This window comes from Salmonella sp. SAL04196 (genome assembly GCF_046550835.1).
Classification (GTDB): domain Bacteria; phylum Pseudomonadota; class Gammaproteobacteria; order Enterobacterales; family Enterobacteriaceae; genus Salmonella; species Salmonella enterica.
Genome location: NZ_JBGDXE010000008.1, coordinates 40804 through 61118, shown reverse-complemented (window position 1 = coordinate 61118; position 20315 = coordinate 40804). Strand labels below are relative to the sequence as shown.

Below are 20315 nucleotides of genomic sequence, written 5' to 3'. Positions count from 1 at the left end.
GGTACACAGTAACAACTTTCTTATGAAGAATTTCCAAAATTTTTACTGCGGCGTTATTAATTGTTCAGCGATTCTTACAGATCTGTCGTTCGCTTTTGGTGAATGAAATCCGTGGACTTTTATTTACTAATTTTTCCTTTCCTGAAAAAAACAGAGGTATTGAGCGAAAAATTTTATTCCGTATGATGCCCTCCACACAAAATGTATTAACACTGAATCGTAATTTGCTTCTTTATGCTGATAACTTTCTGTCTATGCTAATACTAAAATTTAGATGACTTTTATACGGTAAAATCTGGTATGAATTTTAAAGATACTCTTCCCGGGGTGTTTCTCTGTGTCGCTATGTTTGCATGTGGTCATGCCAGGGCGAATATGCTCGTTTATCCCATGGCGGCAGAAATTAATAGTAGCCGCGAAGAGGCCACCTCGCTGTTCGTCTATTCTAAATCAGATCATGTGCAATATATTCGAACAAGAATCATGCGTATTGAACATCCTGGTATGCCACAGGAGAAGGAGGTACCAGCAGGGAATGATATAGAGACAGGACTTGTTGTCTCCCCGGAGAAATTTGCCCTTTCCCCGGGAACAAAAAAAACAATACGTGTTATCAGTACTCAGGCACCGGAAAGAGAGGAAGCCTGGCGGGTATACTTCGAGGCTGTTCCTGAACTGGAAGATGATCCACAGGCAGGTGGAAAGCAAAATTCATCCGTAAGTGTGAATCTTGTCTGGGGGGTGTTGCTGCGTGTTTCTCCGTCAGACCCCAGGCCTGCGCTGGTAACGAACGGTCACCACCTGCTGAATACGGGAAATACCCGGCTTTCTCTTATTCGGGCCGGCAACTGCGACACCACATGCCACTGGCAGAATATAGACAAAAGTATTTATCCCGGCGGGAGTGCTGATATTCCGGCCGGAATAAAAAGTAATGCATTTCGTGTGGAATATCGTACGGGTGCAAATTCACCGGTAATCTCTGCTGATTTAACAGCAGCCGGAAAGTAAAAACACACGGAGCGTACGCTATACCCTACATTTATTCTCAGGGGGAGCGGATGTATACCGAGTGTACATATATCACTGTAATAAACAACAAAGCAAGGTTATTTTTTATGAACATGAAAACATCTTTTATTGCCGCAGCTGTGGCATTGGCCACCGTTTATTCTTTTTCTGTTTCTGCGGTTCAGAAGGATATTACCGTCACTGCCAATATTGACAGTACACTTGAACTGCTGCAGGCCGATGGTTCATCCCTCCCGTCGACTATGAAGCTGGATTTCATGCCGGGTAAGGGCCTGGTCCATAAATCACTCCAGACCCGCCTTTACAGCAACGATCAGACCAAGTCGGTTAATGTAAAACTGTTGAATGCTCCACAACTTATCAACGTCCTGGATCCCACCAAAACCATTGATATGGAAGTGACTCTGGGAGGACGGTCACTGACCACCACCAATTCTGTACTGGAAGCTAAAACCCTGTTCCCGGACGGAAAAACTGGCGATGCTTCAGCTCCGCTGAACCTGGATATTGGTCAGAAGGCTGGAGCAGCCTTACAAAACCTGCCTGCCGGTGAATACAGCGGATTGGTCAGTCTGGTGATTTCACAGGCCGTCACTGCCGGCTAATAACCGGTTATTAGCTCTTCATCTGATCCGGTTTTGGGGTGTCACCGTTCGTACCTGAACCGGATCCGGTATTGATCTTATTATTCATTGCAATTCAGGTCTCTTTACGTGAGTCGTTATTTCTGGATGTATTATTTACTGGGATTGTGCAGTTTTACCAGCCAGGCAACTCTTATTCCCCCTCCTGGATTTGAATCTCTGCTGGAAGGACAGACTGAGCAAATTGAAGTGTTGCTACCAGGGCATTCACTGGGATTATTTCCGGTGGTGGTTAAACCGGACACCGTGCAGTTTATGTCCCCATTGATGGTACTTGAAAGCAGTGGGCTTGCCGCGTTGCCGGCCGCAGAACGGCAAAAAGCGCTGGCTGCACTCAGCCGTCCGTTGCTACGTAACAGCAATCTGGTCTGTGGTGTCTCAGAAGCAAAAGACAGCAGCGAGTGTGGTTACGTGGCAACAGATAAAGAGGATGTTGCGGTTATTTTTGATGAGAACAACGGTCAGTTATCTTTGTTTCTTAACCGGGACTGGTTGCCGGATGAAGAACGACGTGATAAACGCTGGCTGACTCCGACCCCGGAGGGTGTCAGCGCATTTATTCACCGCCAGACGCTGTATCTGAGTGATGATCTCCACAGTCGTAATATGACACTGAATGGTAGCGGTGCCCTGGGGCTTGGTGACGGTCGTTATCTGGGAGGCAACTGGGCAGCTATCTGGAATCAGTCAGAACATTACAATAACAGTCAGACCTGGTTTGACAATCTGTTTGTCCGTCAGGATCTCGGCAATCAGTATTATCTCCAGGCTGGTCGGATGGATCAGCGGAATCTGTCCAGCGCCACGGGGGGGGATTTTGGGTTCAGTCTGCTTCCCCTGAGCCGGTTTGATGGATTACGAACCGGGACCACCCAAGCTTATGTTAACCATGAGGTGGACCAGAATGCCACTCCGGTTATGGTTCAGGTTACCCGAAATGCCCGTATTGATATTTATCGTGGCAGCGAGTTGCTGGGGAGTCAGTTCCTGACCCCGGGAATGCATACCCTGGATACTCACTCTCTTCCACCGGGAAGCTATCCTCTGGCGTTGCGGATATATGAGGATGGAATTCTGCGACGAACGGAGAGCCAGCCCTTCAGTAAGGGGGGTAATAGCTTCAGTGCACAGACCCAGTGGTTTATTCAGGGCGGGCAGGAAGATACCGGGGATAAAGCCAGCCATTATGACGGTGAGACTGTCATGGCTGCCGGATTCCGAACTGGGCTGCGGAAAAATATCAGTCTGACCGAAGGTATCTCTCTGGCACATGAGGCCTGGTACAGTGAAACCCGACTGAATTCACAGCATGCAGTGCTGGATGGCACGCTGGACCTTTCTGCCGGGATACTGCATGGGACAGACAGCACGAGCGGTAACACTGAGCAGGTGACATACAACGACGGATTTTCCGCGAGTCTGTGGCGTAACCATACGGAAAGTGATGCCTGTAGTGGTCGTCATCCACAGTCAGTGCATGCCAGTATGACCTGCCAGACTTCGATGAACGCCTCCCTGTCGGTTCCGGTGGGGAACTGGTATGCCCTGCTGGGATACAGTACCAGCAGGACAGAAGGTCGGCCGGTTTACCGGGGATATGATGATAACAGTGACAAAGAAAATGTGTTCTGGCGACAGGCATACATCCCTGCCTCTCACCGCGAATCTGCTCAGGCTAGTGCAACGTACAACCTTAATATGGCTGGCATGAATATTAATACCCATGGGGGAGTATGGCGAACCCGAAATGACGGAGTGAATGATGATGGCTTGTTTATGAGTGTCAGTGTGTCATATGCCTCTCAACCACCGACAATGACTGGCAGTAATGGGTATACCTCAGCCGGGACCGATATTCACAGTAGCCGGAATCAAAAAACACAGACGTCCTGGAATGTGAACCATGTGAGATCCTGGCAGCAGGATCTGTATCGTGAACTGTCGGTGGGTTTCTCCGGTTATAACGACGACAGCTGGAGCGGGAGTCTCGGCGGACGCATGAGCGGCCGTATGGGTGAACTGAGCGCCACTATCAGTAACTCCCATCAACGTAATGCGGGCAGCGCCAGTTCACTCACCGCTGGCTACAGCTCGTCTCTGGCGTTATCCCGTAATGGACTGTTCTGGGGAGGTGGTCAGGACGGTGAACCGGCCTCTGGCATGGCGGTGAACGTGGAGTCAGAGGGGGACGAGGGTAGTAGCGGGAAAGTAGTCAGCGTTCGTGGCAGCAGCCAGCCGTTCAGTCTCGGTTTTGGTCAGCAGTCGCTGTTGCTGATGGAAGGCTATAACGCCACGGAGGTGACCATTGAGGATGCAGGGGTTAGTTCACAGGGTATGGCAGACGTAAAAGCGGGAGGGGGAAGCAGGCGTTACTTCCTGACACCCGGGCATCTGCTGGTTCACAACATCAGCGCCAGTATGAGCCGACTGTACGTTGGCCGCGTACTGGACAAGGATGGCAGACCGCTGCTGGACGCACAGCCACTGAACCATCCATTTTTGTCGCTGGGACCTTCCGGGCGATTTAGCCTGCAGAGCGAGCATAAAGAATCCAGCCTGTGGCTGCTGTCTAAAAACAGGATCCTGCGTTGTCCGATGTCAGTACATAAACGTCGGGATGTTATGCAGGTAGTGGGTGATGTGCGGTGTGAATTAAGTGACGTGGATGCCCTGCCACAGGCGTTGCAAATATCGCCGCGGGTCATCCGTTTGCTGAACGTTGCTGGTCTGCTGCGCCATGCCGTTCAGGAAGCATAACGTAAAGATAAAAACGATTAGTATGGAAAATAAAATGAAATGGGCGAGTATGACGTGGTATTGGCTGCTCTTGGTAGCTATGTGTATAGCTCCATTAAACGTGTGGGCAGACCATTTTACCTACAACAAATACATACCTATTACTCAAACTCAGGACATTAGCCAGTCTGTTGAAGATTTGTACATCTTGCGTAATGAAAATATTAAGTTTGAGGACAACACTATGAACCGAGGGAGTTTACTTTGTCTCTCTGAGAATGATCCCAGTAACGGTGCATGCTCTACGAGAAGTCTGTGGGGTCATAACGTGACGGTGGCTGGTAAGTTTTCAGCAATCAGGTTGATGTTTACAGATTTAAAAACAGGCAAGAAGGCAGAGGTGGCTCTTCAGGGATACCGTTCCAGTTCGTGTGGTGATTATTTTTTAGATTCTGGTGGAGGATGCGCCTATTCGTGGGGATATTATCTATGGATACCTGCAAGCGAACGCAGAAAACTCCCTATTGGGCAATGGAGCGCACATTTACAGATGCGGGCTGAGGCATGGTGGCATATTCCAATCGGTAGTTTAGTGTCGGATATCACGCTGAATGTGACAGACCACTTTGCAGAAAATGCTGCTATTTACTTTTCGCAGTTTGGTACTGCAACCCCTCGGGTGGATCTGAATCTGCACCGGCTGAATGCCTCACAAATGTCGGGCAGGGCTAATCTGGATATGTGTCTGTATGACGGAGGTGTGAAAGCCCGTTCATTACAGATGAAGATAGAAGGAAGCAATAAATCAGGTACGGGATTTCAGGTTATAAAGAGCGATTCTGCTGATACGATTGATTATGCGGTCAGTATGAATTATGGGGGACGAAATATTCCTGTCACCCGTGGCGTGGAGTTCAGTCTGGATAACGTGGATAAAGCAGCAACGCGTCCGGTGGTACTTCCCGGGCAACGGCAGGCGGTACGTTGTGTGCCAGTGCCCCTTACCCTGACAACACAACCCTTTAACATCAGGGAGAAGCGTTCTGGTGAATATCAGGGAACGCTGACAGTGACAATGCTGATGGGAACACAAACCCCCTGACAGTAATTATTTATTTTATTGATATCTTTCTTATATGGTTTTTTAAATCAGAGTTCTCTTTATATACTTGCTTTATTTAATAAAGAAAATCTATTCACTTATGAAAATCAATGCGTGAGGTTCTGCTTTCCTATGACTGAGTATTTAGATGATAAAGATAAAGAATTATTGAAAGAAATCCAAAAAGATTGTGCGCAAACTTTATGGCAACTTGCATATAAAGTGGGACTTACGCCCACACCATGTTTCAAGCGTTTAAAAAAACTTAAAGACAGGGGGGTTATCATTGGTCAGTTCGCTTTATTGGATAAAGAAAAACTAGGTCTTTCACTTAATGTCTTTATTATGATTAACATATCTGAGGAGCAATACGCTAGTGTTTCTGAGAAAATAAAGTCAATGCGTGAGGTTATTGCCTTTTATCGAATTTCTGGATCATTTAATTATTTAATGCATACAGTATTTACAGATATGAACGATTACTATAGTTTTTATGAGAAAATAATATTAACTAATTCTTCAATTAGTGGATCTGCATCGAGCTTTGTTCTTGAGCAAATAAAAGAAACAAACGAACTGCCAGTGTGAAAGTGTGATGTGTACTTACTGATTTAATACATTATTATCCTTCTTACGGAACAACAACGGCAGATTGCGGCTGTTGAACAAGGATTTTAATCAGCAGTGGTGAAATTAAGCGGCACAGAATAACACAGCGGAATATCACATGGTTAAATATCACCCCGTGCATGTAACAAAAAACCGCATTAAAACAGATGATGTTACTGATATTTATTTCGTTGAACCCTTCTGGAAAGAAGGCGAAAACCACATAATTGAGTCATTGATGTTTTTTGAAGAGTTACAAAAGTCATTTAATTTATTCAACCATAAATATGGGTTAAATAAATATATACTCAGGATTCCCTGGGAATTTGTGCTCATACATATGGAAAGGATCAGTAAATTAAATAGCGTCGGGTTATTTGCTGTTTCTGTTGACTTTAATAACAACCACAAATTTCTGAGCGAGTACATCAGGAGTCGCAGAGATTATGGTATGGAAGTTTGGTTTGATTTTTGTGGTAAACATTCTTATTCCAGTGAAATTAAAAACCTTGGGTTCTTTTTTCAGGCTTGCGTAGTGCCTCGTGATCCTAATTTTATTAGTAGTGTTTATCATTATCATAAGTTCCAAAAGATTCTTGTCGGGGATATAAATGATGTAGAACAGAGGGCCGTGTACCAGAACGAAGTTGATTACATGTATGGAATGCAATGGCCATCGTCATATGACGGTTTTTTCTTTCGGGATCATAAAAAAAATGAAACTTGGTGTATATAACAGAAGGAGTGAAAATTTGAATCAAAAATATCTTATTTATTTTTTTGTTTAATTATTGTTTTGTTTTTTATTACGATTAAATATAAAGAACATCATTGTTCGTGTGGTGGGGAGGCTGGAAGTTTAGGGGATGACCGTTTATCAACAATTTTATTACAGCCACCATACGAATGGTTTATATATGCACTAGATGTATTATTTTAGTTTAATATATCGATGGTTGCTATTTGCATTGATGATGTTCCGTTACATTAAGGAATATACATCTGTATCTCTTTATACGCACGCTCACATTACTAATCATTATTAATATGAGTGTGGTTCTTGTTTTACGCATGCATGGTTGCATGTGACGTTAAATTTAAATGAGCTGACTGTATGAATTCTAAATACTTTAGAGAGGTGTTTTTTGTCTCGGTAGTTGTTATATTATTATTTTATTTGGTGTTATTTGCAGCCAGTGCTCATGCTGAAGGCGGCTTCAGCTCTGGAGGCATTGGGTTATTTATGACGGGAACAAGAGAGATGCTACTGTAGAGATAATAAATTCTGCTAAAGATTCCCCAATTCTTGTGCATTGACATCCTCCACGTCCTGAAGGGCGTGGGTTCCTGCTCCAACGGGCTGCCTGACTGCACGCTCCTTCCACAGGCAAGCACGGCGTGTCCCGCTCTAAAATGTTACGCGCGCCGTTTACATCGGCGTTCGCAGTATATCTTCATACCAGACACTTGTAAGTATCTCGCATAATCGTGCCATTCACATTTAGAGATCATACAACAGGACGGGGCTGTTTTTGGGCAGCCGGAAGTTAAGCCCATACCAGAAACGTTGCAGTGTACTGAAAAATGGCGCCAGGTTGCACCTGTTCAACGATTTTCTGAAGGCGCAGGAGTATTCATTACTGATATCCTCCATTGCGCCTTCGGGAACCCACAGGACCAGCTATTTTACCGATAGTGTTTAAAAGGCGTAAGTAATGCCGAGCATGAAGTCATTGGAGGCAGCCTTTGTGTCTGCATCATAAGCGGTATGTTCATCACCAGCATAGTGATTTTTTGAAATGCTTACTTTGCCTGCATTAATGTATTTATAACTGGCGTCAATCATAATATTATCTGTTACAGCATATTTTGCACCGATACCTGCGCCCCAGGCAAAGTTATTTTTTGAAGCAGACAGAGTTTCATTAATACCAAAACCAACAGGAATGGTGTTATTACTTAGCTTCACATGAGCGAGGCCAACGCCTGCGCTGATATAGGGTGTAAACGCCGTACTATTGTGAAAATCATAATAGCCATTAACCATGTAAGTGGTCATTCGGACCTGATTTTTTACATTTATGTGTACTGGCTGACCAAATGCAATAATATCCTGCCCGCCTTTAGCATCCGTCTCACCTCTGAAAGTGGTATCCAGTTCTAAACGTACTGGAAGCTGGAATGGATCATAAAAGTCATAACCGATAGCAACCCCGCCGCCAAAAACGCCTTTGGTACGGTCAGGTAACGTTGCATGACCATTGACTATCTCATCCTGGCTGAAGGTTGAGTTGATTCCATAGACATTTACTACAGATGTCCCCGCTTTCCCGGTGATATAGATCCCTTCTTTTGCTGATGCAGTAGCGGACCAGGCTACCACAAGGGGAATGATGCAGACTGCGAAAAAGTTTTTCATTTCAGAACCTGCTTTAACATTGGGCTAAAAGACAAGTTTCACGGTATAGGGTGTGATATAACGATTACATAAACGAAGCCCAAAAAACGGTCTATTGTAACGCTGGGTTTTCTGTAAGCGGGTAAAAAATGAGATGAAAATTTTAAATAACAATACGATAATCGTCGGTATGGAAATCCATCTCCTCGCCAAATTGCCCCACGTACGGTTTCACTTCTACGTTATGTAACGGGTAGTGTTAGATAGAGCGATGCTGTAAGAAAAAGATGAAGATGAATTTGTACCCGACCTGGATAAAGCCCGTTATCCAGGAATAACGGGCAAAAATATTTACTCAAGTGCCTGGGCGAGATCTTGTTGTACCTGTTGACGCTGTTCTGGTGTTAAGACTTTGCTTAAATCAAAATAATATTTAACCCGATAATAGCGAGCCTGTTGTTCTATGTTACTGAAGGCTGCAAGCTGCTGTTTTACGGCGGCGTCATCCCATTTACCGGATTTAATCACCTCTATCAGCGCACCGTCTTTAATCCCCTTCATAGAAATCTGACTGACGTCGCTTTCCAGTTGTTGGTGAAGTTTTTTGATCCGGGTAATCTGATCGTTTGTCAGCTTCAGATGCTGGACAATAGGATCCTGGGCGGGCAGGGGAGGATTGGGAACAGCGGTGGCGAAAGCGCCAAAAGAAACGCCCGCCAGAGTCGCTGCCAGTAAAGTTGTGCGTACAAAGTTTTTCATGAAGATATCCTGATAAGGGAGTGATTAACCGTTTTTATTACCCACGAATGGCGAGCAATTATCTTAGAGCCTATCCCAGTAGGCGTTATTGGCGCAGCCAGTTTGGACACGGACAGCGCGCAAAAACCGGAGCGTACACGTAGTACGTGAGGATTTTGAGCACTGCCCAGGTCCAAAATGGCAAGTAAAATAGCCCTAATGGGATAGGCTCTTAGTCAGAATACGTTGCCTGCCACATTACGCCACGCGAATTTGTTTTACGGAGAGTTACGGAGTGAAACAATCCCGCCGCGGTGAGCGGCAGGTTGCTTACAAGGTGAATGGATCGGCATCGCGCCAGGCTGGAAATTTTTCGCGATAGTCCTGCAAGGCGACGAGAGAAAGATCGGCATCAATACGTGTCGCCTGGTGTGGTTCGGCGGTGGCGATAATATCACCCTGGGGATTAATGATCCGGCTATCGCCGCGATAATGTAACCCATTGCCATCGGTGCCAACCCGGTTGCAGCCTGCGACATAAGCCTGATTTTCAATAGCGCGCGCTGTCAGTAATGTTTGCCAGTGTAGCGAGCGCGGCGCAGGCCAGTTCGCTACATACAGCGCCAGATCGTAATCATTGCGGTTGCGCGACCATATCGGAAAGCGCAGATCGTAACAGATCAGCGGCAGGATGCGCCAACCGCGCCACTGCACGATGATGCGTTTATCGCCTGCGGCATAATGTTGATGTTCATCCGCCATACGAAACAGATGGCGCTTATCATAGAGATGAACCTTGCCTTCCGGTTCAACCAGTAAGAAGCGATTTACGGCGCCGCGCTCAGTTTGTAGCGCCGCGCTGCCGGCAATCAGAGCGTCAGTTTGTCGGGCTTTGGCCTGCATCCACGTAATCACGCTATCTTGCGAAAGTGAGTTATTAGCGGCCTCCATCGCAAAGCCGGTGGTAAACATTTCAGGCAGAACAATCACATCCCGGCCAGATACGAGCTCTAGCTGTCTGTCAAAATGACGCAGGTTTGCCGGGCCGTCCATCCAGACTAAAGGTTGTTGCAACAGAGTAATTTTCAAACCAGACACGATCGGAGCTCCTCATTGAACAGCGTCTTTACACTGTAGCATGAGCAATAATAAAAAAGCGGCAAGAAAAAGCCCCGCGAAAGCGGGGCAGGAAAGACACGAGACTGATTATGCGGCTTCGACTTTACGCACTTTCTCCGGCAGCTTTACCGGCCTGGTCGCCAGCGCTTCAGGTTCAAAATCATCAACGTTGATACTGCGCAGGCGGCTCTCTTCCGCTTTCGCCAGAATGGCGGCTTCATCTTTATCTATAAGCCCTTTCGCCAGCGCATTGCGCGCCAGTTCATCCAGACGAGTAAACGGCAGATTTTTACCCAGCTCTTTGCAGATGCGCTGGTGGATAGGGTCGGCAGCGATGACATCACGCAGCGCTTCTTCCAGTAAACCGACCGGATTATGTTCGGCGGGCGTCAGATACTGACCGCGCCCAATGCGTGAACGTGTGGCGTTCGGCACCTGCAGGATCTTCGCAACGGCGTGATCCAGCTTATCAGACGGCGCCAGATAATGACGGCCAGTCGGGAAGATCATCGCGGTGAGCAATCCGGCCACGACGCGGTTCGGGAAGTTCTGCAGCAGATCGTCCATCGCTTGTTCAGCACGATACAGCGCATCCTGTACGCCCCAGTGCACCAGCGGCAGGTCGGCTTCGTGGCGACCTTCGTCGTCGTAACGCTTCAGTACGGCTGAGGCCAGATAAAGCTGACTCAACACATCGCCCAGACGCGCGGAGATACGCTCGCGGCGTTTCAGGCTGCCGCCCAGTACCGCCATTGACACGTCGGACAGCAGCGCCAGGTTTGCGCTCAGTCGGTTCAGATGCTGGTAATAACGCTTCGTGGCGTCGCCGGTTGGCGTATGGCTCGTTAATCCGCGGGTCAGGCCAAGCCAGAAACTGCGAACGGTATTGCTGCCGACATGACCAATATGTTTAAACAACAGTTTATCAAAGGCATTGACATCATTATTCTGCGCTGCGGCCATCTCTTCCAGTACATAAGGATGGCAGCGAATGGCGCCCTGACCAAAGATCATCATGCTACGGGTCAGGATATTCGCGCCTTCCACGGTAATCGCGATAGGCGCGCCCTGGTAAGCACGCGCCAGGAAGTTGCTCTCGCCCAGCATAATGCCTTTACCCCCAGTGATATCCATCGCGTCGATAATGGACTGCTGGCCGCGGTGGGTGCAGTGGTACTTCACGATAGCCGACAGTACCGCCGGTTTTTCGCCCAGCATAATGCCGTAGGTGATTAACGATGCGGCGGCATCCATCACATAAGCGTTACCTGCAATACGCGCCAGCGGTTCTTCAATACCTTCCATCTTGCCGATAGAAATTTTGAACTGACGACGAATGTGAGCATAGGCGCCGGTTGCCAGCGCGACGGATTTCACCCCGCCAGTGGAGTTGGACGGCAGGGTAATACCGCGTCCTACCGACAAACATTCCACCAGCATACGCCAGCCCTGTCCGGCCATTTTGGGGCCGCCGATAATATAATCAATAGGCACGAAAATATCGTTACCGCGGGTTGGACCATTCTGGAACGGAACGTTAAGCGGGAAGTGACGACGACCAATTTCCACACCCGGCGTTGAGGTGGGGATCAGAGCGCAGGTAATACCCAGCTCTTCTTCTCCGCCTAACAATCTATCCGGATCGGAAAGCTTAAACGCCAGGCCCAACACGGTAGCTATCGGCGCCAGCGTAATGTAACGCTTGTTCCAGGTCAGGCGCATACCCAGCACCTGCTGGCCCTGCCATTCGCCCATGCAAACCACGCCGGTATCCGGAATGGCGCCTGCATCAGAACCTGCTTCCGGGCTGGTCAGCGCAAAGCAGGGGATCTCCTGGCCGCGCGCCAGTCGCGGCAGATAGTGATTCTTCTGCTCTTCCGTACCATAGTGCTGCAACAACTCGCCAGGGCCGAGTGAGTTTGGAACGCCGACGGTGATAGCCAGAATTCCGGAGACGCCGGACAGTTTTTGCAGTACACGGGACTGCGCATAAGCGGAGAACTCCAGCCCGCCGTACTCTTTTTTAATGATCATCGCAAAAAAACGATGCTCTTTCAGATAAGCCCACAGTTCCGGCGGCAGATCCGCCAGTTCATGGGTAATCTGGAAATCGTTCGCCATCCGGCACGCTTCTTCTACCGGGCCGTCGAGAAACGCTTGCTCTTCGGCAGTGAGTTGCGGTTGCGGATAGTTGTGCAGTTTTTTCCAGTCTGGCTTGCCCTGGAACAGATCGCCTTCCCACCAGGTTGTACCGGCATCAATCGCTTCTTTCTCAGTGCGCGACATCGGCGGCATGACCTTACGGAAGCCGCGGAACACCGGTGCGGAAATCATTGATTTTCGCATCGGTGTGAGGTTAAACGGCACGAGGATAATGGCCAGAGGAACCAACAGCCAGATGGACCACAGGCCAGCGACGCCAAGTGCGGCGGTCCAGGCGAGCAGAATCAGGCTGCTGAGAAATAAACTCACGCGGTGATAGAACAATGCGCCGAGCAGAACAACCGTAGCGATAATACTCAAAATCATCATAACGAAAAGCTCCCTTGCTTGTAGGAGGTCTGACCACTTGTGATGATTAGGTTGTAGTGGATGTAAAATCTTTTAGCAATGTGTTTACAAAATAATTACAACAAAGCTCACATTGTTGCCGTTTTTGGGGGCACGAAAAATCAAAAGCGTGAGGCGTTAATTCGGCTTATGCTTCTCGCCTGTACTGCTATCCGGTACACTGCATACTGTCATTTACATTCATGCTGAAGGATATCCTCATGTACCAAGATCTTATTCGTAACGAACTGAACGAAGCGGCGGAAACGCTGGCTAATTTTTTAAAAGATGACGCCAATATTCACGCCATTCAGCGCGCGGCGGTCCTGTTAGCTGACAGTTTTAAAGCGGGTGGTAAGGTACTTTCCTGCGGTAACGGCGGCTCCCATTGCGATGCGATGCACTTTGCTGAAGAGCTGACAGGTCGTTATCGTGAAAATCGTCCGGGCTACCCGGCAATTGCGATTTCTGATGTTAGCCATATATCCTGCGTCAGTAATGATTTTGGCTATGACTATATTTTCTCTCGTTACGTTGAAGCGGTAGGGCGCGAAGGCGATGTCCTGTTAGGGATCTCGACGTCGGGTAACTCTGGTAACGTGATTAAAGCGATTGCCGCGGCCCGTGAAAAAGGCATGAAAGTGATTACGTTGACCGGCAAAGACGGCGGCAAAATGGCGGGAACGGCGGATATTGAAATTCGCGTACCGCACTTCGGTTATGCCGATCGTATTCAGGAAATTCATATCAAAGTGATTCATATCCTGATTCAGTTGATCGAAAAAGAGATGGTTAAATAACTATACCCGTCATACTTCAAGCTGCAGGTGCGTTGGTTGCGCTCAGAAACCCCAGTCACATAGTTATCTATGCTCCTGGGGATTTCCTCCCTTACCGCCTTCCTGCAACTCGAATTATTTAGGGTATAGCATATTGTTTTCTTTGATATTTTGAGTTTTGATTGGCTGTAAAAATTACGCCTTCCCGCTTAAGGCGTTTGTGGAGGTGATGTATGTGCGAACTGCTTGGGATGAGCGCCAATGTGCCGACGGATATCTGCTTTAGCTTCACCGGACTGGTGCAGCGTGGCGGCGGAACCGGGCCGCATAAAGACGGCTGGGGAATTACCTTTTACGAAGGAAAGGGCTGTCGCACGTTTAAAGATCCGCAACCGAGCTACCATTCGCCGATTGCGAAACTGGTACAGAATTACCCGATCAAGTCCTGCTCGGTTATCGCCCATATCCGTCAGGCTAATCGCGGTGAAGTGGCGCTGGAAAATACACACCCTTTTACCCGGGAATTATGGGGACGCAACTGGACTTATGCTCATAACGGTCAGCTCAACGGTTATAAGTCGCTGGAAACCGGTAATTTTCGTCCGGTGGGGGAAACCGACAGCGAAAGAGCGTTTTGCTGGCTATTGCATAAATTAACGCAGCGTTATCCCCGCACGCCGGGCAACATGACAGCGGTATTTAAATATATTGCGACACTGGCGACGGTATTACGTGAAAAAGGCGTTTTTAACATGCTGCTGTCAGATGGGCGATATGTGATGGCGTTTTGCTCAACCCATTTGCACTGGATCACTCGCCGGGCGCCGTTTGGCGTAGCCACGCTGGTGGATCAGGATATGGAAATTGATTTCAGTTCACAGACCACGCCAAATGACGTGGTTACCGTGATTGCTACCCAGCCGCTAACGGGGAATGAAACCTGGCAAAAGATTATGCCAGGCGAATGGGCGTTATTTTGCCTCGGAGAGCGTATAATTTGAGGCCAGCTGTGGCTGAACGACTTCGTGACTCAACGGTTTGCTCACGACGTAACGTCCATCAACGATAGAAACAGTTGGCGGCTTATGCGTCTGTTCAAAATAATCGTAGCCGGGTTTTAGCTGCGCCCAGAAATCTTTGTAATATGAATATTTATGACGCTGCATATTGGCGTCGGTCATCCGGAACGGATAAATACTCACCTGTACGCTCGGCTGACCAAAGACCAGCGCGGCGGTGACAAACTGGAAAATCTCATCAATGCCGCTGTCGGTCATGGCATAGCAGCCGACGGAAACACAGGCACCGTGAATCATCAGATATTTACCATCATAGCCATGCGCGCGATCGTAGGCATTGGGAAAACCAATGTTGATGGCCTTATAAAAACGGCTGTCTGGCTTGAGTTGATTACGCTGAACGCTGTAAAACCCTTCCGGACTTTTAAAATCGCCCTGACGGCGTTTCGGGCCTAACCCGCCGGAATAGTTGCAAATTTTGTAGCTATCAAGCAACTGGTATTGCTCACCCATTTTGACGTAGAGATCAAGAGTGCGCTCTTCTTTAAAAATCTGAATATAGACCGGTGAGCCCATTAACTGCTGCTTATACTCTTTACTGACCGGCGTGACGGGGCTGCTGCTGCTCAGCAAACCGGCAAATGAGACGCACGGCATCAGAAGCATCGCAAGAAAAAATGCGATTTTACGCATACTGCTTGTTCCTTGATAAAACGGTTACACACGCCAGAACGGCAAAAGAGTCCCCAAATCGGAGTAATCTGGATTTGGAGCGCTCACATTAGCACCACGGCAGTTTTTCGCAAGTCCCCGTGTGTACGTTTACAATTTTCCCGCCGCTTTCGTCGTCATACCTTCGAATATGTCGCATTTTTAACGCGAATGTATCTTTGCGCGCAATAAAACATACTGTACACTTAAACAGTATTGTGGGGGCGAGCGATGCGCAAAATCATACATGTTGATATGGACTGTTTTTTTGCCGCGGTAGAGATGCGTGATAATCCGGCGTTACGCGATATCCCCATTGCCATTGGCGGGAGTCGTGAGCGAAGAGGCGTTATCAGTACCGCCAACTATCCTGCGCGCCAGTTTGGCGTACGCAGCGCGATGCCGACTGCCATGGCGCTAAAGCTGTGCCCTCATCTCACCTTACTGCCTGGCCGCTTTGACGCCTATAAAGAGGCTTCGCGGCATGTACGTGACATCTTTTCCCGCTACACTTCACTGATTGAACCGCTCTCGCTGGATGAAGCCTGGCTGGATGTGACTGACAGCCCGCACTGTTATGGATCGGCGACTCTGATCGCCAGGGAGATTCGTCAGACTATTTTCAATGAACTGCAACTCACCGCCTCCGCCGGCGTTGCGCCAGTGAAATTTCTGGCGAAGATCGCCTCCGATCTCAATAAACCGAATGGACAATATGTTATTACGCCAGCCGATGTACCCGACTTTCTTAAAACGTTGCCGTTAGCCAAAATTCCAGGCGTGGGGAAAGTTTCCGCCGCCAAACTGGAAAATATGGGGTTAAGAACCTGCGGGGATATTCAACAGTGCGATCTGGCGATGCTTCTCAAACGCTTTGGTAAATTTGGCCGGGTATTATGGGAGCGTAGTCAGGGTATTGACGAGCGTGATGTTAACAGCGAAAGGCTGCGTAAATCGGTAGGCGTTGAGCGTACTCTGGCGGAGGATATTCATGAATGGTCGGACTGCGAGGCCATTATTGAGCATTTATATCCGGAGCTGGAGCGTCGTCTGGCTATAGTGAAGCCCGATTTACTGATTGCCCGACAGGGCGTTAAATTAAAATTTAATGATTTTCAGCAAACCACTCAGGAACATGTCTGGCCGCAATTAAATAAAGAAGACTTAATTACCACCGCCCGTAAAACCTGGGACGAGCGTCGCGGCGAGCGCGGCGTACGGCTGGTGGGGCTACACGTAACGCTGCTCGACCCTCAATTGGAACGACAGTTGGTGTTAGGGTTATAAGTCAGGCCATTAAGATTTTATCACTATTACGATTGCGCCATCTAAATTTCAGTATTACTATACCCGCGTTTTCTCATTCTCAATAACTGCAAAGGAGGTTCATCATGACACTTTATTCTCTGAACGCACTTTGCAGACCTTTCCAGGATTAATTTTCTCTTATTGCTCTGGATTAGTCTGCCATTTCCTGATTTTTTAATTCATATATGGAATGGTATATGGGCAATTATATTCGTCCTTTATCAGATGTGGTATTTTCTATCGCATCAGATAACCTGTGGATCGAAGATTCCGCGATCCAACAATTATATACGACGGCTAAGTTAACCGGTATGAGACGCGTTATCGGGATGCCAGATCTGCATCCGGGGCGTGGCTATCCTATTGGCGCAGCCTTTTTCTCGCGTGGGCGCTTTTATCCGGCGCTGGTCGGCAACGATATCGGCTGCGGCATGGCGTTATGGCAAACGGATATTTTAGGGCGTAAATATAACGCCGATAAACTGGAGAAGCGGCTGGCGTCGCTGACTGACGTGGCGGATGCACAGTGGCTGGAGGAGAATGTCCCCGCCGCAATGCAGCATCATTCGTGGCTCTCTGCGCTGGGTTCCATTGGCGGCGGCAATCATTTTGCCGAGCTGCAGCAGGTCGATCGCATCGTCGATGCTGATTCGTTCGCTTTGTCGGGGTTGCAAAAAGCGCAGTTATTACTGCTGGTACACAGTGGTTCCCGCGGTCTGGGGCAAGCTATCCTGCGTCGTCATGTGGAGGCGTTTTCGCATAACGGTTTGCCGGAAGATAGCGACGATGCGCGCCGCTATCTTGCAGAACATGACGATGCGCTGGCATTTGCCCGCAGTAATCGCGCGCTGATTGCCCGCCGGATACTGCAACAGCTCAGGGCTGAGGGCGAACCGCGGCTGGATGTGGCGCATAACTTCGTTGAACCCTGTACTGTCGCGGGTGAGGCGGGGTGGCTGCACCGTAAAGGCGCTACGCCAGATGGGCAGGGACTGGTGATTATCCCCGGCTCGCGCGGCGATTATAGCTGGCTGGTGAAACCCGTCGTCAGCGAGAAGAGCCTCTTCTCCCTGGCGCACGGCGCGGGGCGCAAATGGATGCGTACCGAGTGTAAAGACCGGTTATCGGCAAAATTTACCCCGCGACAGCTCTGCCGTACCGGGATGGGCAGCCGGGTGATTTGCCGCGATCGCCAGCTCATTTATGAGGAAGCGCCGCAGGCGTATAAATCCATCGATAGCGTTGTGGATTGTCTGGCAGACGCCGGACTGATTACGCCGGTTGCCTGCCTGCGTCCGGTGCTGACGCTGAAAACCTCAGGGGAGAAAAGCGCATGATCTTACTGCAACTTTCTTCCGCACAGGGACCGGACGAGTGTTGTCTGGCGGTAAAAAAAGCGCTGGATTGTCTGACGAAAGAAGCCGCCAGAGAAAAGGTATCGTTGACACGGCTTGAAACAGAGCCGGGACGATTACCAGACACGCTGCGTTCCGCACTGGTCTCGCTGGACGGTGAAAAAGCTATGGCTTTCAGTGAACGTTGGTGTGGAACGTTACTGTGGATTTGTACCAGCCCGTATCGCCCGCACCATGGGCGAAAAAACTGGTACGTCGGCATTGGGCGCTTTTCCGCCGACGAACAGATGCAGTCTGATGAGATTCGTTTCGAGACTCTGCGCTCTTCCGGCCCGGGTGGGCAGCACGTTAATAAAACCGACTCGGCAGTGCGGGCCACGCACCTGGCGAGCGGGATTAGCGTGAAGGTTCAGTCGGAGCGCAGTCAACATGCGAATAAGCGTCTGGCCCGGCTGCTGATTGCCTGGCGGCTGGAACAGCAACGGCAAAATGAGTGTGCGGCGTTGAAGTCTGAAAGGCGTCTGTTCCATCATCAGATTGAGCGCGGCAATCCGCTACGGATATTTAAAGGAATGGCGTTTACGCCACAATAATTCGGTGTTACCGGCGCTGTTATCGGGCTGTCCGGCTATTCGCGTGTAGCCGCAGCGCTATTCAGCGCATCCAGGAGAGCTTATCTGGCAATGGATACCCGATATTCCATATTGATAGCCCGTCCAGAAATGGGACGGGCATTTTAGCGCTTTCTTACTTCGCAGGAATCGCTTTCAGCAATTCGGTCAGCAGAGTCCAGTAGTGGCCGACGCTTTCGATATGTACCTGCTCATCCGGAGAGTGAGGTCCGGTAATGGTAGGCCCAATAGAGACCATATCCATATCCGGATAGGGTTTCTTAAACAGACCGCATTCCAGGCCGGCGTGGATAATCTGGATGTTCGGTGTCTTGTTGAACAGACGCTGATAGGTTTCCCGCACCAGGTGCATGACCGGCGAGTTCGCATCGGGCTGCCAGCCAGGATAGCTGCCTTTTGCTTCGGTTTTCGCGCCAGCCAGCTTGCCCAGCGAATCCAGCATACTCACCACATAATCTTTACCGCTGTCGATAAGAGAGCGAATCAGGCAGTGAATTTCGACATTCGCATCAGACATTGTGACCACGCCAACGTTCAGCGATGTTTCCACTACGCCTTTCGCCACGTCTGAATTGCGGATCACGCCGTTCGGCGTTGCGTTCAGCAGGCGCACAAAGGTATCGCGTGACGGCGCGGTCAATGCGGCTTTATCACTAGCAACCTCATTGAGTTGCAGCGTCAGGTTTTTCTCTTTTTCCGCCAGTTCGTTTTTCAGAATATCCTGGTAAGCGTTCACTAATGTTTTCAGAGCGCCTACGTTGTTTGCGGAAACGGCGAGGGTAGCGAACGCTTCGCGCGGAATCGCGTTACGCAGCGTGCCGCCGTTGAAATCGATCAGACGCAGATCCAGTTCTTCTGCGTGCCCGGCCAGGAAACGCGCCAGCAATTTGTTGGCATTGCCAAGGCCGAGGTGAATTTCACCACCGGAGTGGCCGCCTTTCAGGCCTTTCAGGGTTAGCTTAAAGCATGCAAATCCTGCGGGTACAGCTTCACGGGTCAACGGCAGATTAGAGGTAAAATCGATGCCGCCTGCGCAGCCCATATAGATCTCACCTTCTTCTTCAGAGTCGGTGTTGATCAGGATGTCGGCCTGCAACCAGCCGGACTGGAGGCCGAACGCGCCATCCATGCCGGCTTCTTCGGTCATGGTCAGCAGCACTTCCAGCGGGCCATGGACGACATTATCATCAGCCAGTACCGCTAACGCAGAAGCCATTCCAATACCATTGTCGGCGCCGAGCGTAGTACCGCGCGCTTTAACCCATTCGCCATCAATATAAGGCTGGATAGGATCTGTAGTGAAGTCGTGAACGGTGTCGCTATTTTTTTGCGGCACCATATCCAGATGCGCCTGTAAAACGACCGGCTTGCGATTTTCCATACCTGCAGTGGCGGGCTTACGGATCAGAATATTACCGACCTGGTCGCGATCCACGTAAAGGCCTTTCTCTTTGGCCCAACTCACAATATGTTCCGCGAGTTGCTCTTCGTGATAGGACGGGTGAGGAATAGAACAGATTTTGGCAAAAATATCCCACAAAGGTTGTGGTGATAACTGAGACAGTTCAGACACGATAAGTCTC

The 20315-nt window shown here is 49.1% G+C and carries 18 protein-coding genes and 1 pseudogene; 12 read left to right on the top strand and 7 right to left on the bottom strand.

What is annotated here, in order from left to right:
• Positions 1 to 300: 300 nt before the first annotated feature.
• The 6 genes from tcfA (at position 301) to tioA (ending at position 6859) form a co-directional block, all read left to right on the top strand.
• On the top strand, positions 301 to 1011 hold the full coding sequence (gene tcfA, locus ACLJPE_RS20665; protein ID WP_001009507.1) for a fimbrial chaperone TcfA: 711 nt from the start codon (positions 301 to 303) through the stop codon (positions 1009 to 1011).
• A 50-nt stretch (positions 1012 to 1061) separates the two neighbouring features.
• Positions 1062 to 1637, top strand: a complete 576-nt coding sequence (gene tcfB / locus ACLJPE_RS20660) for a fimbrial protein TcfB (protein ID WP_000287812.1) — start codon at positions 1062 to 1064, stop codon at positions 1635 to 1637.
• Positions 1638 to 1745: 108 nt separating this feature from the next.
• Positions 1746 to 4433 carry a fimbrial outer membrane usher protein TcfC gene (tcfC, locus tag ACLJPE_RS20655; RefSeq protein ID WP_023197139.1) on the top strand — a complete coding sequence of 896 codons (2688 nt, stop codon included), beginning with the start codon at positions 1746 to 1748 and terminating at the stop codon, positions 4431 to 4433.
• 22 nt (positions 4434 to 4455) lie between these two features.
• Complete coding sequence (locus tag ACLJPE_RS20650) at positions 4456 to 5514, top strand: CfaE/CblD family pilus tip adhesin (protein WP_039514474.1); 1059 nt, start codon at positions 4456 to 4458, stop codon at positions 5512 to 5514.
• A 132-nt stretch (positions 5515 to 5646) separates the two neighbouring features.
• Complete coding sequence (tinR, locus tag ACLJPE_RS20645; protein WP_023136372.1) at positions 5647 to 6102, top strand: Lrp/AsnC family transcriptional regulator TinR; 456 nt, start codon at positions 5647 to 5649, stop codon at positions 6100 to 6102.
• A 139-nt stretch (positions 6103 to 6241) separates the two neighbouring features.
• Positions 6242 to 6859: a protein TioA gene (gene tioA / locus ACLJPE_RS20640; protein ID WP_000241747.1), complete on the top strand. Its 618-nt coding sequence runs from the start codon at positions 6242 to 6244 to the stop codon at positions 6857 to 6859.
• Between the two features lie 602 nt (positions 6860 to 7461).
• On the opposite strand, the pseudogene ACLJPE_RS20635 reads toward tioA, so the two are convergent.
• Positions 7462 to 7574, bottom strand: a pseudogene (locus ACLJPE_RS20635) (hypothetical protein); the annotation flags it as partial.
• A 56-nt stretch (positions 7575 to 7630) separates the two neighbouring features.
• Here ACLJPE_RS20635 and ACLJPE_RS20630 point away from each other — a divergent pair.
• Positions 7631 to 7819, top strand: coding sequence for a hypothetical protein (locus ACLJPE_RS20630; protein WP_031603649.1), 189 nt, complete (start codon positions 7631 to 7633; stop codon positions 7817 to 7819).
• A gap of 3 nt (positions 7820 to 7822) precedes the next feature.
• Here the strand turns inward: ACLJPE_RS20630 and pagN are convergent, their stop codons facing one another.
• From pagN to fadE, 4 genes are all read right to left on the bottom strand, one after another.
• Entirely contained in the window at positions 7823 to 8542 is a 720-nt protein-coding gene (pagN, locus tag ACLJPE_RS20625) for an adhesin/invasin protein PagN (protein ID WP_000787605.1), read from the bottom strand.
• 330 nt (positions 8543 to 8872) lie between these two features.
• Positions 8873 to 9280 (bottom strand): Spy/CpxP family protein refolding chaperone, encoded by a 408-nt coding sequence (locus ACLJPE_RS20620; protein ID WP_001642720.1) that lies wholly within the window; start codon positions 9278 to 9280, stop codon positions 8873 to 8875.
• Between the two features lie 309 nt (positions 9281 to 9589).
• Positions 9590 to 10357 carry an amidohydrolase gene (locus tag ACLJPE_RS20615; RefSeq protein ID WP_000015789.1) on the bottom strand — a complete coding sequence of 256 codons (768 nt, stop codon included), beginning with the start codon at positions 10355 to 10357 and terminating at the stop codon, positions 9590 to 9592.
• 108 nt (positions 10358 to 10465) lie between these two features.
• Positions 10466 to 12910 (bottom strand): acyl-CoA dehydrogenase FadE, encoded by a 2445-nt coding sequence (fadE, locus tag ACLJPE_RS20610; protein ID WP_000973043.1) that lies wholly within the window; start codon positions 12908 to 12910, stop codon positions 10466 to 10468.
• 239 nt (positions 12911 to 13149) lie between these two features.
• Between fadE and lpcA the strand changes: the two genes are divergently transcribed.
• Positions 13150 to 13728 carry a D-sedoheptulose 7-phosphate isomerase gene (lpcA, locus tag ACLJPE_RS20605; protein ID WP_000284051.1) on the top strand — a complete coding sequence of 193 codons (579 nt, stop codon included), beginning with the start codon at positions 13150 to 13152 and terminating at the stop codon, positions 13726 to 13728.
• Between the two features lie 212 nt (positions 13729 to 13940).
• Positions 13941 to 14708 (top strand): class II glutamine amidotransferase, encoded by a 768-nt coding sequence (locus ACLJPE_RS20600; protein ID WP_039514471.1) that lies wholly within the window; start codon positions 13941 to 13943, stop codon positions 14706 to 14708.
• Here ACLJPE_RS20600 and dpaA read toward each other — a convergent pair.
• Positions 14679 to 15419 (bottom strand): peptidoglycan meso-diaminopimelic acid protein amidase, encoded by a 741-nt coding sequence (gene dpaA, locus ACLJPE_RS20595; RefSeq protein ID WP_001225658.1) that lies wholly within the window; start codon positions 15417 to 15419, stop codon positions 14679 to 14681. The two genes, ACLJPE_RS20600 and dpaA, sit on opposite strands and share 30 nt — an antisense overlap.
• A 249-nt stretch (positions 15420 to 15668) precedes the next feature.
• Here dpaA and dinB point away from each other — a divergent pair, with 249 nt between their 5' ends.
• The 3 genes from dinB (at position 15669) to prfH (ending at position 18693) form a co-directional block, all read left to right on the top strand.
• Positions 15669 to 16724: a DNA polymerase IV gene (gene dinB / locus ACLJPE_RS20590; RefSeq protein ID WP_001226198.1), complete on the top strand. Its 1056-nt coding sequence runs from the start codon at positions 15669 to 15671 to the stop codon at positions 16722 to 16724.
• A gap of 218 nt (positions 16725 to 16942) precedes the next feature.
• Positions 16943 to 18082 (top strand): RNA ligase RtcB family protein, encoded by a 1140-nt coding sequence (locus tag ACLJPE_RS20585; protein ID WP_023229772.1) that lies wholly within the window; start codon positions 16943 to 16945, stop codon positions 18080 to 18082.
• Complete coding sequence (prfH, locus tag ACLJPE_RS20580) at positions 18079 to 18693, top strand: peptide chain release factor H (protein WP_000602091.1); 615 nt, start codon at positions 18079 to 18081, stop codon at positions 18691 to 18693. The genes ACLJPE_RS20585 and prfH overlap by 4 nt, the downstream gene beginning before the upstream one ends.
• A gap of 154 nt (positions 18694 to 18847) precedes the next feature.
• On the opposite strand, the gene pepD is transcribed toward prfH, so the two are convergent.
• Positions 18848 to 20305 carry a cytosol nonspecific dipeptidase gene (pepD, locus tag ACLJPE_RS20575; RefSeq protein ID WP_001292981.1) on the bottom strand — a complete coding sequence of 486 codons (1458 nt, stop codon included), beginning with the start codon at positions 20303 to 20305 and terminating at the stop codon, positions 18848 to 18850.
• Positions 20306 to 20315 lie beyond the last annotated feature (10 nt).

What these genes read in the sequence shown, in the direction of transcription:
- tcfA (WP_001009507.1), top strand. Translation starts at nt 301, where the DNA reads ATGAATTTTAAAGATACTCTTCCCGGGGTGTTTCTCTGTGTCGCTATG.
- tcfB (WP_000287812.1), top strand. Translation starts at nt 1,062, where the DNA reads ATGTATACCGAGTGTACATATATCACTGTAATAAACAACAAAGCAAGG.
- ACLJPE_RS20650 (WP_039514474.1), top strand. Translation starts at nt 4,456, where the DNA reads ATGGAAAATAAAATGAAATGGGCGAGTATGACGTGGTATTGGCTGCTC.
- tinR (WP_023136372.1), top strand. Translation starts at nt 5,647, where the DNA reads ATGACTGAGTATTTAGATGATAAAGATAAAGAATTATTGAAAGAAATC.
- tioA (WP_000241747.1), top strand. Translation starts at nt 6,242, where the DNA reads ATGGTTAAATATCACCCCGTGCATGTAACAAAAAACCGCATTAAAACA.
- pagN (WP_000787605.1), bottom strand. Translation starts at nt 8,542, where the DNA reads ATGAAAAACTTTTTCGCAGTCTGCATCATTCCCCTTGTGGTAGCCTGG.
- ACLJPE_RS20620 (WP_001642720.1), bottom strand. Translation starts at nt 9,280, where the DNA reads ATGAAAAACTTTGTACGCACAACTTTACTGGCAGCGACTCTGGCGGGC.
- fadE (WP_000973043.1), bottom strand. Translation starts at nt 12,910, where the DNA reads ATGATGATTTTGAGTATTATCGCTACGGTTGTTCTGCTCGGCGCATTG.
- lpcA (WP_000284051.1), top strand. Translation starts at nt 13,150, where the DNA reads ATGTACCAAGATCTTATTCGTAACGAACTGAACGAAGCGGCGGAAACG.
- ACLJPE_RS20600 (WP_039514471.1), top strand. Translation starts at nt 13,941, where the DNA reads ATGTGCGAACTGCTTGGGATGAGCGCCAATGTGCCGACGGATATCTGC.
- dpaA (WP_001225658.1), bottom strand. Translation starts at nt 15,419, where the DNA reads ATGCGTAAAATCGCATTTTTTCTTGCGATGCTTCTGATGCCGTGCGTC.
- dinB (WP_001226198.1), top strand. Translation starts at nt 15,669, where the DNA reads ATGCGCAAAATCATACATGTTGATATGGACTGTTTTTTTGCCGCGGTA.
- ACLJPE_RS20585 (WP_023229772.1), top strand. Translation starts at nt 16,943, where the DNA reads ATGGGCAATTATATTCGTCCTTTATCAGATGTGGTATTTTCTATCGCA.
- prfH (WP_000602091.1), top strand. Translation starts at nt 18,079, where the DNA reads ATGATCTTACTGCAACTTTCTTCCGCACAGGGACCGGACGAGTGTTGT.